The organism is Arthrobacter sp. R1-13, from assembly GCF_054161475.1.
The window spans coordinates 228,447-241,732 of sequence record NZ_CP096420.1 but is presented as its reverse complement, the minus strand read 5'-3'; the positions used below and the strand labels follow the sequence as shown (position 1 = coordinate 241,732).

12 protein-coding genes are annotated in these 13,286 nt (G+C 62.1%); 4 read left to right on the top strand and 8 right to left on the bottom strand.

The genetic code is table 11. From position 1 onward, the window contains the following. Positions 1 to 128: 128 nt before the first annotated feature. The 6 genes from M1D88_RS01225 to eat form a co-directional block, all read right to left on the bottom strand. Positions 129 to 1,547 (bottom strand): sigma-70 family RNA polymerase sigma factor, encoded by a 1,419-nt coding sequence (locus M1D88_RS01225; protein ID WP_458112814.1) that lies wholly within the window; start codon positions 1,545 to 1,547, stop codon positions 129 to 131. Between the two features lie 225 nt (positions 1,548 to 1,772). Continuing rightward, positions 1,773 to 2,552 (bottom strand): 3-oxoacyl-ACP reductase, encoded by a 780-nt coding sequence (locus M1D88_RS01220; RefSeq protein ID WP_458112813.1) that lies wholly within the window; start codon positions 2,550 to 2,552, stop codon positions 1,773 to 1,775. A gap of 28 nt (positions 2,553 to 2,580) precedes the next feature. Beyond that, a complete protein-coding gene (locus M1D88_RS01215; protein ID WP_458112812.1) occupies positions 2,581 to 3,948 on the bottom strand; it encodes an aldehyde dehydrogenase family protein in 1,368 nt (455 codons plus the stop codon). Next, positions 3,929 to 4,696 carry a gamma-glutamyl-gamma-aminobutyrate hydrolase family protein gene (locus M1D88_RS01210; protein WP_458112811.1) on the bottom strand — a complete coding sequence of 256 codons (768 nt, stop codon included), beginning with the start codon at positions 4,694 to 4,696 and terminating at the stop codon, positions 3,929 to 3,931. Before M1D88_RS01210 ends, M1D88_RS01215 begins: the two co-directional genes overlap by 20 nt. After that, positions 4,677 to 6,086 carry a glutamine synthetase family protein gene (locus M1D88_RS01205; protein WP_458112810.1) on the bottom strand — a complete coding sequence of 470 codons (1,410 nt, stop codon included), beginning with the start codon at positions 6,084 to 6,086 and terminating at the stop codon, positions 4,677 to 4,679. Before M1D88_RS01205 ends, M1D88_RS01210 begins: the two co-directional genes overlap by 20 nt. Positions 6,087 to 6,150: 64 nt before the next feature. Next, positions 6,151 to 7,587, bottom strand: coding sequence for an ethanolamine permease (gene eat, locus M1D88_RS01200; protein ID WP_458112809.1), 1,437 nt, complete (start codon positions 7,585 to 7,587; stop codon positions 6,151 to 6,153). Between the two features lie 174 nt (positions 7,588 to 7,761). On the opposite strand from eat, the gene M1D88_RS01195 reads away from it, so the two are divergent. Beyond that, positions 7,762 to 8,490: a FadR/GntR family transcriptional regulator gene (locus M1D88_RS01195; protein WP_458112808.1), complete on the top strand. Its 729-nt coding sequence runs from the start codon at positions 7,762 to 7,764 to the stop codon at positions 8,488 to 8,490. A gap of 9 nt (positions 8,491 to 8,499) precedes the next feature. Here M1D88_RS01195 and M1D88_RS01190 read toward each other — a convergent pair whose 3' ends face one another. Continuing rightward, positions 8,500 to 10,113, bottom strand: a complete 1,614-nt coding sequence (locus M1D88_RS01190) for a peptide chain release factor 3 (protein ID WP_458112807.1) — start codon at positions 10,111 to 10,113, stop codon at positions 8,500 to 8,502. 341 nt (positions 10,114 to 10,454) lie between these two features. Here M1D88_RS01190 and disA point away from each other — a divergent pair, with 341 nt between their 5' ends. Together disA and M1D88_RS01180 are read left to right on the top strand one after the other, a co-directional pair. Continuing rightward, entirely contained in the window at positions 10,455 to 11,531 is a 1,077-nt protein-coding gene (disA, locus tag M1D88_RS01185; protein ID WP_247041202.1) for a DNA integrity scanning diadenylate cyclase DisA, read from the top strand. Positions 11,532 to 11,589: 58 nt separating this feature from the next. After that, the gene (locus tag M1D88_RS01180) at positions 11,590 to 12,360 is read left to right on the top strand and encodes an HNH endonuclease family protein (RefSeq protein ID WP_458112806.1); all 771 of its coding nucleotides are present in this window, start codon (positions 11,590 to 11,592) and stop codon (positions 12,358 to 12,360) included. A 26-nt stretch (positions 12,361 to 12,386) separates the two neighbouring features. On the opposite strand, the gene M1D88_RS01175 is transcribed toward M1D88_RS01180, so the two are convergent. Then, complete coding sequence (locus tag M1D88_RS01175) at positions 12,387 to 12,656, bottom strand: GlsB/YeaQ/YmgE family stress response membrane protein (RefSeq protein WP_458112805.1); 270 nt, start codon at positions 12,654 to 12,656, stop codon at positions 12,387 to 12,389. A gap of 183 nt (positions 12,657 to 12,839) precedes the next feature. Here M1D88_RS01175 and M1D88_RS01170 point away from each other — a divergent pair, with 183 nt between their 5' ends. Then, a complete protein-coding gene (locus M1D88_RS01170) occupies positions 12,840 to 13,277 on the top strand; it encodes a hypothetical protein (RefSeq protein WP_458112804.1) in 438 nt (145 codons plus the stop codon). Positions 13,278 to 13,286 lie beyond the last annotated feature (9 nt).

Genomic DNA, 13,286 nt, shown 5'->3' with positions numbered 1-13,286 from the left:
TAATTCCCAATACTACGGGCTTGAAGGGCCGACCCCTCCAGTAGCAGGCCCAGGAATCGCGGCGATGTTCAAAAACCTCCCCGGTCGCCTTATAACTCGACGTAGCCTGGCTTCTATGCTGGCTGTTCCTAAATGCTGAAGCACAAGTCAAAAATGATGGGGCAGATTGGTTCACGCGGGGGGTCAGTAGGCCTAACGGTCGGAGTCGGGGTGGGGGTCGGGGTTGGCGTGGGGGCCGGAGTCAATGTCAGTGTCGGAGCAGGGGTGGGGGTTACTGTCGGAGTCGGAGTCCGCGTTGGTGTAGGCGTTGGAGTCTGTGTGGCCGGTGGGGAGGTTACAGCGGTGGGCGCCGGTGCTGGAGTCGAGGTGGGAGACGCCGTCGGCCTGGCCGGAACACCTCCCCCAGCACTACGCGGGCCAGCGGCAGGAACTGGCGGCCAAGGCCCCACAGGTGCCATTCCGTGAAAGGCGCCGGTGTCAGGTTCAGCGAATCGGGACCCTGCCGGGTAATCCGAGCCCGGTGAGCCGGGGTCCTCCGCAGGCAAGGGCCCGGAGGTGGGGGGCGGCGCTGTGTTGGTGATTGCGGGAGGCAGCTCCGGACTTGCAGGAACTGCTCGGCTCAACTCAGTTTCATGCGGGGGCGGGGCAGCGTTCGGCCCGCCGCTGACGAGACCACCCGCTACGGCGACGGCGGCCACAGCTCCGACTGCCAGAGCCGCTACGCCCGCGGCAGCCGCCGTTCTTGGCCAACGCGAAGGGAAACGGTCTTGCAGAGAGAAGCGGGCGCCGCCCAGGGCAGGGCCAAGGAGCACAAAGGGGGCAACGATGCCCCTCATTGTCGCTCCGACGTCGGTCAGCTGAGCCAGGACTTTGGCGCAGTCTTCACAGTCGCGGGTGTGTTCGTTCACCTTCCGCCGATCACGAGCGGAGCTTGTCCCCAGCACCGTCGCTGCAAGGTAGGGAAAAGTCGGTTCGCAGCCTGACCGCAGGGGGGCATCCACATAGGCGCTGAGATAAGCCTCGCGAAGCCCTTTCCTTGCCCTTAAGAGCAGTGCTGAAACAGCCCCGGGTTCCATGCCGAGGACTGGGGCAATCTTGCGGGGTGGTTCCCGTTCCACTTCCGCATGCCAGAGGACAGTCATCCACCGCAGCGGGAGTGACTGGAACGCTTTCATGACCAATTCGGGGTCATCCCGCTGCAATAGGGAGGCCAGCGAGGCGTCTTCCACCGGGATATCACCGGCGTTTTCCGTGGGTGTCTCCTTGGCCTGGTTCTCCCAGTTGTCAGCGGCGACGGTGCGCACTGCCCTCAGAAAATACGGCCTAAATGCAGTTTCCGGCCCGTTGCCGCGTTCCATGGCCGAGACGACTTTGAGGAACGCTTCCTGGGTGACGTCCTCGGCGTCTGCCTTGTTGCCGGTGAGCCGCCGCGCGAACTTCAGACCGGCGTCGTGATGCCTGTTGTAGAGGACCTCCAAGGCAGTGCGGTCGCCGTCGCGGCCGGAACGGATGAGATCTTCGTCCGCAACTTCCGTTGGTTTCTGCACTGTCCTGGCACCGCCTATCAATCATTCGACTCGCGGTTTTCGCTTGAGACTCCCCGCCGCCCCACTCCGGGCTCATACTTAACCCACTCCTCACGAAATCGTGACGCCGATGCCGGCCCGTCAGGACATCTGTAAGCGGCAGAAGGCCCGGCGCATCCCAGCGCCGGGCCATGTCCCCCGTTGGTTATACTCCGGTCCACCACAGAAGCGACCCCGGAAAACGGATCACTGCGGAGTTACGTACGCTCCCGAGATTCCGCCGTCCACCAGGAATGTGGAGGCCGTCATGAAGGATGAGTCGTCACTGGCCAAGAAGGCCACTGCGGCGGCAAGTTCCTCGGGTTCGGCGAACCTGCCCAAGGGAATATGGACCAGGCGCCTGGCCGCCTTTTCCGGGTCCTTGGCGAACAGCTCCTTCAGGAGCGGCGTGTTGACCGGGCCCGGGCAGAGGGCATTGACCCGGATGCCCTGGCGGGCGAATTCGACGCCGAGTTCCCGGCTCATGGCCAGGACTCCGCCTTTGGAGGCACTGTAGGAGATCTGCGAGGTTGCCGCCCCCATTACCGCGACGAAGGAGGCGGTATTGATGATGGACCCCTTGCCTTGGGCCTGCATGTATGGCAGGGCATATTTGCAGCAGTAGAACACCGAGGTCAGGTTCACTTCCTGGACTTTGCGCCAGGCGTCGATGCCTGTGTTCAGGATGGAAGCGTCATCCGGCGGGGAGATGCCGGCGTTGTTGAAGGCAATATCAACACTTCCGTAGGTCTCGTTGGTCACGGCGTAGAGGTTCTTGACGTCCTCTTCGCTGGTGACGTCCACTTTTACGAAAAGGCCTCCCACTTCTTCTGCAGCGCGCAATCCGGCGGTGGGGTCGACGTCGGCGATCACTACCTTGGCCCCCTCAGAAGCGAGGCGGCGGGCTGTCGCCAGGCCGATTCCGCTGGCTCCACCGGTGATGACGGCGCTGCGGTCCTTGAGACGGTTTGAGATTACTTCGAACATTGCTGGCATCCTTGCTCTTGCTTAGGCGCTAAGCCCGGGTGGAAATAAAGACGTTTTTCGTTTCGGTGAAGGCGTTCAGCGCATCCGGTCCGAGTTCGCGTCCGAGGCCGGACTGTTTGAACCCTCCGAACGGGGTTGAATACCTGACCGAAGAGTGCGAGTTCACGGAAAGGTTCCCCGATTCCAGGCCGCGAGCCATCCGCAAGGCGCGTCCGACGTCTCGGGTCCAGATGGAGCCCGAAAGCCCGTATATCGAGTCGTTCGCCAGACGCAGGGCGTCCGCTTCGTCGTCGAACGGGACGACGGCGACGACGGGGCCAAAGATCTCCTCGTACATAACCCTGTCGCCGGGGGACGGAGTTAGGACTGTTGGAGGAAACCAGAAGCCCTTCCCGGTCGGAGCCGAACCGCGGAACGCAACAGGTGACCCCTCCGGGACATACCCGGAAACCGTCTGGTGCTGGGCCGCGGAAATCAGCGGACCCATGAAAGAGGACTCATCCCCCGGGTCCCCCACGTTCAAGGCCTCTACAATCGGCTGCAGCAGACCGAGGAACTCTCCATACACGCTGCGCTGGACCAGGATCCGGGAACGGGCACAGCAGTCCTGGCCTGCATTGTCAAAGGCTCCGCCCGGTGCAGCAGCAGCCGCTTCTTCCAGATCGGCATCAGCAAAGATGATGTTGGCGCTCTTGCCACCCAGTTCGAGCGTGACAGGTTTCAGCTGGTCCGCGCAGCCAGCCATGATGCGCTTGCCCACCGCTGTGGATCCCGTGAAAACCACCTTCCGGACTGCCGGATGAGTGACGAACCGCTCCCCTACCACCGAGCCCTTGCCCGGGATGATGGTCAGCACGCCATCAGGAATACCGGCCGCACGGGCGAGCTCGCCAATCCGAACGGCTGTCATCGGTGTCAGCTCTGCGGGTTTAAGGACTACCGTGTTACCCGCGGCCAGCGCGGGGGCGAAACCCCACGCTGCGATGGGCATGGGAAAGTTCCAGGGAACGATCACACCCACGACGCCGAGGGGTTCGTTGAAGGTCACGTTGATTCCCCCATCCACGGGGATCTGCTGGCCGAGGTGCCTCTCCGGCGCGGCAGCGTAGTAGGACAGAACGTCCCGGACGTTGCCCGCTTCCCAGCGGGCGTTGCCGATGGTGTGGCCTGCGTTGAGCACTTCCAGCTGGGCCAGATTCTCCAGGTCGGAATCGACGGCGGCGGCAAAGCGGCGCAGCAGCAATGCCCTGTCTGCGGGTGCCACGTGACGCCAGCTTTCGAACACCCGTGCGGCTTTTTGAATGGCCCTGTCCGTCTCTTCCAGGGTCGCCAGCTCCAGAGTGTGGATGACTTCCTCGGTGGCAGGATTTAATACCTCATACGTACTGCTGGACATCAGCAGAACCCTCCATTCGATGTGTTCTGTAACGGCGTGCTTCCTCAATGAACCCGCTGAAAAGCCGCAGGTCATTCGCGTTTTGTTCGGGGTGGAACTGGACGCCGAGAACCCAGCCGCCGGATGTTGTTTCGACTGCTTCTACCGTGCCGTCCAACGCCTCCGCTGTGACGCGAAGACCGCGTGCCACCTCATCGATGGCCTGATGGTGGTAGCAGGGCGCGCTTGCCCGCGGACCCAGCAGCCGCTCACTGATACTGCCGGAGGTTGTGGTGAATTCGACGTCCCCGAATACCCCGGGCGCAGGTTGATAATTTGCCTCAGGATTCACATCCGGAATGTGCTGGATCAGGGTTCCGCCCAACGCGACGTTCAGGATCTGGGCTCCGCGGCATATCGCGAAGAGCGGCACCTGCTTGTCCAAAGCGGCGCGGGTCAGGGCGATGTCATGGTGGTCCCGGTCGGCCTGGGAGCGTGTCAGCGAGTGAGACTGTGCCCCGTAGTGTTCAGGGCCGACGTCGGATCCCCCTGAGATGATCAGCCCGTCGAGCAACTCAACAATCGAGGGATCTGTTCCTACCGGTGGTAGCAGGACTGGAGTTCCTCCGGCCGCCACCACCGCCTGGACATACGTTCCGGGCAGGATGGCAGCTTCTGAGGTCCAGACACCCCAGGAGGCCTCCTGGTAGTAGGTGGTCAGCCCGATACGCGGACGGTACGAACCAGAATCAGAGGCGCTCAAAGACACGCTTGCGCTCCCAGTCCGTCACTGCACTGTCAAAGGCCTTCAGTTCGACGTCGGCGGCGTGGACGTAGTGGTCCACCACCTCATCCCCGAAGGACTTGCGCGCAATCTCGCTGCCTGCGAGCAATGCCCGGGAATCGCGGAGGTTGCTGGGGATCCTGGCCGAATCGGAGAGGTAGGCGTTGCCGGTCATGATCGGTTCGAGCGTGAGTTTATTTTCAATGCCGTGTATCGCTGCGGCAATCAGTGATGCTGCAGCCAAGTACGGGTTGACGTCTCCTCCGCCTACCCGGTTTTCGACCCGCATCCCCCGGCCGCGGCCCACCACGCGCAGGGCGCAGCTGCGGTTGTCCAGGCCCCAGGCGATGGCGGTCGGCGCAAAACTGCCCTCGACGAAGCGCTTGTAGGAATTGATGTTTGGCGCCTGAAAGTAGGCCAGTTCCTGCAGCGCAGCCAGTTGTCCCGCGATGAAGTGCTCCATCAGGGGGCTGAAACCATGCTCGCCATCCCCCGGCAGTACTGGGTTCCCGTCAAGGTCCGTAAGGCTGAAGTGGATGTGGCAGGAGCTGCCCTCGCGTTCGTTGTACTTCGCCATGAACGTGATGCTCTTGCCGTGCTGATCGGCGATTTCTTTGGCGCCGTTCTTGTAGAAAGCATGGTTGTCGCACGCCGTCAGCGCCTCGGCGTAGCGGAAGGTGATTTCCTGCTGGCCGTAGTTGCACTCCCCTTTGGAAGATTCGACGACGAGTCCCGCCTTTTCCATGTTGGTCCGGATGCTGCGGATCACCGGTTCCAACCGTGCGGTGGCAAGCAGAGAGTAATCCACGTTGTAGCTCGTGGATGGGGTCAGGGCCTCGTACTTCTTGTCCCATGCTTCGGCATAGCTGTCATCGAACATGATGAACTCAAGTTCGGTGCCAATGTGCGCGCGGTAACCCAGGTTCTCCAGCCGTTCGATCTGTCCCCGCAGGATCTGCCGCGGAGACTGCACTACCGGGCTCCCGTCGAGCCAGAGGATGTCGCACTGGATCATGGCGGTACCCTCCAGCCAGGGAACCAGGCGCAGGGTGGAGACATCGGGCCTCATCACCATGTCCCCGTACCCGTTCTCCCATGACGACATGCTATAGCCGTCAATCGTGTTCATCTCCACGTCCACGGACAGCAGGTAGTTGCAGCCTTCTGCTCCGTGGCCCAGGACGTCTTCGAGGAAGGATCTGGCACCGCACCGCTTGCCCTGTAGCCGGCCAAGGGAGTCGGTAATGGAAACTACCACTGTGTCGATTGTTCCGGCAGCCACCATCTCCCTAAGTGCGTCGACGCTCAACGGGGCATTTGATACTGATCCAGCTGATTTGTCTGAACCATCTGTTCCATTTGATTGATGTGTCATTTTCTTCCGTTACCTTGTCTTCATCAGGGACCGGGAGCCTGGGTCCACGGTCTAACCTGAGTTGTCAGTGCTGAAGTTCGGCCTCGGCCGCTGCCAGGTGTGCGAACTCTTCTTCGGGGGCACCAGCCACTATGTGGTGGCGGCTGTAGAACCAGTAATAGAGCAGTGCCGCCCCGAAAATAGCTGCGGTAATGGTTGCGGCAAAGACGTCTACGACGAACGTGGCCACGACCGCCACGAGCGCCAGCACCAACGCGACCGAGGTGGTCCAGATGCCACCTGGGGTGCGGTAGCCGCGCGGCAGGTCAGGCTCCTTTATGCGCAGCACGATGTGGGACAGGTTAAGCAGCACGTAGGAAACTGTGGCACCGAAGACTGCAATGTTGATCAGCAGCGCGCCGTTGCCGGTGGTTGCTGCCAGAATGAAGCCGATGGTGCCCGGCACAATGAGCGCCAGGTAGGGGGTGTGCCTCTTGCCTGTCAGGGAGAGCCACTTCGGCAAATAGCCTGCCCTTGAGAGTGCGAACATCTGCCGCGAATAGGCGTAGATGATGGAGAAGAAGCTGGCTATCAACCCGGCGAGGCCTGCATAGTTCACGAAGTCGGCCAGGAAAGTGTTCCCACCGTACGCCAGGCGAAGGGCCTCCGGCAGCGGGTTGTTTGACGTGCTCATGGCCGTGGAACCGGCTGCCCCGGGGACAAGAACCAGCATCAAGGCGCCGAAGACCACGAGGATCGCCATTGCCGCAATGATTCCGCGGGGCATGTCCTTCTTCGGATCCGCGGTTTCCTCAGCTGCCAGCGGAACGCCCTCAACGGCCAGGAAGAACCAGATGCCGTAAACCAGTGCACCAATAATTCCGCTGATTCCCATCGGCAGGAAGGCGCTGGATGCGGGCGAGCCATTGGGAACTATGTCAAACAGCTTGGCTGCTTCGAAGTGCGGGATGAGGCCAATTACCACAGCGAACAGGGCCACCACCGCCACTGCCGTGATGCCGAAGATCAGCTTCAGTGCCTCGCCAACACCCCGGAGATGGATGCCGACGAAGATCGCATACGTCACTAGATAAACGGGCCAGGAGTTGGTGAGACCGAAGAGCCCCAGCGCCTCCACATACCCGCCGATAAAGATGGCGATGGCGGCAGGAGCCACGGCGTACTCGATCAGCACTGCCATTCCGGTGGCGAAGCCTCCCAGCGGGCCCAAGGCCCTGCGGGCAAAGCCATAGCCGGCGCCCGCGGTGGGGAGGGTGGAGGACAATTCCGCCAAGCCGAACACCATGCAGGCGTACATGATTCCCATCAGTACGAATGCGATGAGGAGGCCGCCCCATCCGCCTTGGGCCAACCCAAGGTTCCAACCAGCGAAATCCCCGGAAATCACGTAAGCAACGCCCAGCCCTGCCAGGAGAATCCAGCCCGCTGCACCCCGTTTCAGCTGTCTGTGTTTGAGGTAACCGTCGTCGTCCTTGATTGAATCCGCGCTGGAGGGTGACATCCTGTTTCCTTCTTTCGAGGGACCATGGCTTCAATGGACTATTTTTAGTCCACTGGCTCCTGCCCAAGTGTGGTAGACGTCACCGCGTGAGTCAAGCTTTTTCTTTTGCTGCCAATGTGCCGGGCGTCGGCGGTCCGGCCTATTGGTACTTTTCCGGCGGTTTAGGATGGAGGAATGGATCAGGTGCCGTTCGAAACCCAAGCGTCCCTGCTCCGGCCTGTCAGGCATGGAAACGCCTTTGAGGAAACCATCGAACGTCTCCTCCAGACCATCAAGCTGGGCCTGTTTGCCGCCGGCGACAAATTACCTCCGGAGCGTGAGCTTTCCGAGCAACTGGGCGTTTCCCGTGCAACCCTCCGTGAGGCTCTGGCTGAACTTCAAAAGGCCGGGTACGTCGAGGTTCAGCGCGGCCGCTATGGCGGGACCTATGTTTCCCTGAAACTGCCGGCAGGACGCGGCAAGGGCACGGTACTGGATCCAGCCGAAGTGGACGATGCCCTCGCCTTCAGGAGCGTATTGGAACCGGCCGCGGCTTCACTTGCTGCCAGGGCCAAGCTCTCCCCGCGGGAGCGCCGGCATCTGCTGGACACTTTGGCGGACGTGGCCACCGCCCCGGCGGAGCTTTACAGACCCAAGGATGCGCGCTTCCACGTCGCTGTAGCCGAACTCGCCGGTTCGCCGAGCCTGGCAGCTGCGGTGGCTGATGTGCGTGCCCGGATCAATGACCTGTTGGACCGCATCCCTTTTCTGGAGCCCAACCTGGAGCATTCCAACCGCCAGCACCAGCGGATCGTGGACGCCATCCTGCGTGGCGACGACGAGGAAGCGCGGCGGGCCATGGAAGACCACCTGCTGGGCACGGCGTCTTTGCTGCACGGATTCCTGGGCCCAGGGGAAGAATAAAGCAGGCTGCTACTTGGCGGGGTTATGCGTTCCGATGGGAACCAGGGTCAGCTCGGGAAGGTTCTTCTCGATCCGCCGCAGCGCCCAGACGTCGTTGAACAAAGCGAGGTATTCGCCGTCGGAACGCAGCAGCACCTCAGCGCCGGGGACATTTGCGAGCGCAGGCATGGCATCCGCCGTCGAGATCCTGGCAATTGAGTAAGGGAGACGCTCCAGCCGCATGGGGGCGCTGAAGTCGTGGGCCATGCGATCCTCCACTACCTCGAACTGCATGGGGCCGACGGCGGCCAGCACCGGCGCCTGATCACCGCGGATGTCCGAGCGCAGGACCTGGATAACGCCCTCGTGTTCGAGCTGCTCGATGCCCCGCCGGAATTGTTTGAAGCGGCTCGGATCCTTGGACCTGGCAACCTGGAAGTGCTCAGGCGCAAACAGCGGGATGGCCGGGAATTCGACGGGCTGCTCCAGGAACAGGCTGTCTCCCACCCGCAGCGACGACGCGTTCACAAGACCAACAACATCGCCCGGGTAGGCCTCGTCGATCACTTCGCGTTCCCGGCCGAACACCTGCTGGGCGTACTTCGTCGCGAATGATTTGCCCGTACGCGTCTGCGTGACCACCATTCCGCGCTCAAAGACCCCCGAGCACACCCGGATGAAGGCAACGTGGTCCCGGTGCGCTTTGTTCATGCCGGCCTGGACCTTGAAGACGAAGCCAGCGAAAGGAGCGTCAACGGCCCGGGGCGCACCGTCTACATCCGGACGCGGCGCTGCCGGAGGAGCAAAGTCCACGAGGGCGTCGAGGATTTCCTTGACGCCGAAGTTCAGGGCGGCCGAGCTGAAGAGGATGGGGGTTGCCTTGCCGGCGTGGAAGCTGTCGACATCGAACTCCAGGTTCGATTCGATCACGAGACCCGCCTCATCCACGGCGTTATCCCAGTCGTTGCCCTGGCTGGCAGCGGCCTCTTCCGGGGTGAAGTACTCGGTGAGGGCGATGTTCGCGCCAGCGTTGTTGCGCTTGAACTGCGCGAAGCGGTCGTTGCGGAGATCCCACACCCCACGGAAGTCGCCGGAGATGCCGACGGCCCACGTCAGCGGCATGGGAAGCAGCCCGGTACGTTCGGTGATTTCGTCCATCAGGGCAAGGGCATCCAGGCCCGGACGGTCCCATTTGTTAATAACGGTGATGATGGGGAGGTTGCGCTGCTTGCAGACCTCAAAGAGTTTCATGGTCTGCGTTTCCAGGCCTTTCGCCGCGTCAACGAGCATCACAGCGCAGTCAACGGCGGCCAACACGCGGTAAGTGTCTTCTGAGAAGTCGGCGTGACCCGGGGTGTCCAGGAGATTGATGACCGTATCCCGGTAGGAGAACTGGAGGGCTGCGGAGCTGATGGAAATACCGCGGTCCTTCTCCATCTGCATCCAGTCCGAGACCGTTTCCTTGCGGTTGGCCTTGCCGCTGGAGGCCCCGGCGGTTCCGATCACTTTGGCATGCAGGGCAAGCGCCTCGGTGAGCGTCGACTTGCCGGCGTCGGGATGGGAAATAACAGCGAACGTCCGACGCCGGGCCGCCTGCTTGTGAATCTCGTGGACTCTGGCGGGGCTAAGGACTTCTTGGGACACGGTGCTACTTTCGCTGCAGTCAAGGGGAACGCGGAGGGGATCTGGGAGCCGGGTGCGTGGTGCACACAGTGGTGCAGTCCGGTTCCCCAGTTTATCGCAGCCCACCCGGGGATGCTGATGGGCGGACTAAAACGGCCCTTGGTGAAGGTTCCCCGGAGGCACCTGCCTGGCTGTTTCCGACGAGAGCAAATGAGGCACTTTAAGGCTTGCCCGTGCGGTTAATGGGCGGCTTTACCTCTATCATGGTGCTTGCGGGAAAACGAGTACTTTTTATCCTGTCGGAGCTCTTCGAAAACCGGCATACCTGCGGGCAGCGGCCCGCACCTTTGAAGGGAAAATCTATGGCTCGGAGCCCTGAAGATTCACTCAAGGCGACTCTGGGCAGAGTGGCTCCCGGAACAGCGCTGCGCGACGGACTCGAACGCATCCTGCGCGGACGCACAGGCGCTCTGATCGTTTTGGGCTCTGACAGGACCATCGAATCCATCTGCTCAGGCGGTTTTGACATCGGCATTGATTTTTCCCCGACCCGCCTTCGGGAGCTGGCCAAGATGGACGGCGCAATCATTTGCGATAAGGATGCGGGCAACATCCTCCGGGCCGCCGTCCAGCTTGTTCCGGATTCCAGTATCGAAACCCAGGAATCGGGCACCCGCCACAGGACCGCCGAGCGCGTGGCCATCCAGACCGGCGTTCCCGTCATTTCCGTCAGCCAGTCCATGCAGATCATTGCCCTGTATGTGAACGGCCTGCGCCACGTCCTGGAAGGCTCAGAGAAGGTCCTGGCCCGCGCCAACCAGGCACTGGCAACTCTGGAGCGGTACCGTTCTCGTTTGGATCAGGTCACCAGTTCGCTGTCCGCCCTGGAGATCGAGGCCATGGTCACGGTCAGGGACGTTGCCGTCACACTGCAGCGCCAGGAAATGGTGCGGCGCATCTCGGAGGAGATCTCGCAGTACGTGCTTGAGTTGGGCGAAGACGGCCGTCTGCTGTCCCTCCAGCTCGATGAACTCACCGTGGGCCGCGGTCCGGGCAGTGATGTGATTATCCGCGACTACGCCGGGCCGGACGCCTCGCCTGAAGACATCGACGGCGCCGTCAATGCCCTGGTCAGTCTTGGGCCCACCGAACTGATCGATCTGGGCAAGATCGCCCACATCATCGGTTTCGCCGGAGGTGTGGAAACGCTCGACGCCGTCGTCCAGCCCCGCGGTTACCGGCTCCTTTCGGGACTCAAAGCTGTCCCGAAAGCGGTGGCCGACCGCTTGGTGGACCACTTCGGCGGGCTCCAGAACCTTATGGCTGCCACCATCGACGACCTCATGACCGTGGACGGTATTGGCGATCAGCGTGCCCGGACCGTGCGCGAGGGCTTGAGCCGCATGGCAGAAGCCAGCCTGCTGGACCGCTTCCTGTAGGCCCGGCCACCGCTCCCGGACTTTGGCCTCCCGCTTTGCAGCGTGCGCAGGGGGTAGGGTGTCTTTGCCCTCCCGATGCTTGAAGAAAGACAGAACAATCGCACACCGCACCGCTAAAGCCCTGACCTCGCTGACCGCTGTTCTGTTGATCGGAGGGCTGGCGGGATGCGGCACGGTTAACACCGCCGTCGCCGATGCGGTGGAGGCGGTTCAGGAAGCGGGGCCTTCAACCCCCGCCGGGGCCGCTCCAGGATCCTCGGCGGCCGGCGAAGCCGCCGCCGCACTGGAGCAACTGGCAACCATCCCTGTGAAGGGCCGCGCCCCTAAGACCGGCTACAGCCGGGAGGAGTTTGGTGCCGCCTGGGCCGACGTCGACCATAACGGCTGTGATACCCGCAACGATATCCTCGCAAGGGACCTCGAAGGTGAGACCTTCAAGCCAGGCACGCACAACTGCATAGTGCTGACCGGAAAGCTTGCCGACAAGTACACCGGCACCACCATCAGTTTCGTCCGCGGTGCCAACACCAGCTCCGAAGTCCAGATCGACCACATCATTCCGCTGTCCCTGGCCTGGCAGACCGGCGCCCAGCAGATCAGCGAAGAACAGCGACGGCAGTTCGCCAACGATCCACTGAACCTCATGGCCGCCGATGGCACGGCGAACATGAGCAAGGGCGATAAAGACGCCGCGAGCTGGCTGCCAGGCAACAAAACGTTTCGGTGTGAGTACGTGGGGCGACAGACGGCGGTGAAGGCCAAATACCAGCTGTGGGTCACCCAGCCGGAACGCGATGCTATCGCCCGAATTCTCACCGCCTGCAAGTAGGTCTGGAGTCGACTGATCTAGGACCCTCAGGGGTTCCGGCGGGCGGCCGCACGGCGGGAGGACAGGCCTTCAGCCACGCCGACCAGCAGCACCGAAGCGATGACCGCCACGATGAACCCGAGGAAGTTCAGTTCGAAGATGTCTCCCGTTCCCAGCAGGCTGGCAATGCTGCCACCGATGACTGAGCCCACAAGGCCGAGCAGCAGTGTGGCGAGGAGGCTGAGGTTCTGCTTGCCTGGTTTGATGAGCCGGGCCAAAGCACCGATAACGAGGCCCGCAACAATGAATCCGATCATGATGTGCACCCTTCTCGTCCTTCTGTCCACGCTCCCGGGATCGCTTGGCTGCCCGGGGCCTGCTCTTCTGTCGATCATAAACGTGCGGTTCCCGGATGTCCCGTGAGCCTTGACCCAGTTCCCCTCCAGACCTCGTTCTTTGGGATAGCCTCAGGGGAAATAAGAGCCTGAGGGGGCAGTGCAATGAATCGGTTTCGGAATCGTCTGGTCACACTGGTGATCGGCTTAGCGCTGTTGATGAGCGGTTGCTCGGTGCAGAACGGGCTGCAGGCTTTGGACCGAGCGGCCACACCGGACGACACCCTTCCGAGTGGCGTTGCACTTGGCGAAGAAGTGAAGGCAGGCGGAGAACGTTTGCTCGCCACTCGTTCCGGCGTTAGGTACTTTGCCGGCGAGAACGAGGAGGGAACGGTGGCCTGCCTGGCCATGATCCCGTCAGGCGCCGACCTCTCGGGGTCCGCCGGCTGCGGCAACCAGGTCGCCTCGGAACAGATAGTCCTTGTTACAGATACCGGCCTGGCGCTATCCGCCATGCTCGTCAAGGACGGCGTTGACACCAGTCAGCTGGAGTCCGCGGGATGGACCAGGATCCACGAAAACGTCCTCGTCGCTGAGCAGTAGCCGATCCTT

Coding starts and splice junctions, on each gene's coding strand:
- M1D88_RS01170 (WP_458112804.1), top strand. CDS start 12,840: ATGAATCGGTTTCGGAATCGTCTGGTCACACTGGTGATCGGCTTAGCG.
- M1D88_RS01220 (WP_458112813.1), bottom strand. CDS start 2,552: ATGTTCGAAGTAATCTCAAACCGTCTCAAGGACCGCAGCGCCGTCATC.
- disA (WP_247041202.1), top strand. CDS start 10,455: ATGGCTCGGAGCCCTGAAGATTCACTCAAGGCGACTCTGGGCAGAGTG.
- M1D88_RS01205 (WP_458112810.1), bottom strand. CDS start 6,086: ATGACACATCAATCAAATGGAACAGATGGTTCAGACAAATCAGCTGGA.
- M1D88_RS01195 (WP_458112808.1), top strand. CDS start 7,762: ATGGATCAGGTGCCGTTCGAAACCCAAGCGTCCCTGCTCCGGCCTGTC.
- M1D88_RS01215 (WP_458112812.1), bottom strand. CDS start 3,948: ATGTCCAGCAGTACGTATGAGGTATTAAATCCTGCCACCGAGGAAGTC.
- M1D88_RS01175 (WP_458112805.1), bottom strand. CDS start 12,656: ATGATCGGATTCATTGTTGCGGGCCTCGTTATCGGTGCTTTGGCCCGG.
- eat (WP_458112809.1), bottom strand. CDS start 7,587: ATGTCACCCTCCAGCGCGGATTCAATCAAGGACGACGACGGTTACCTC.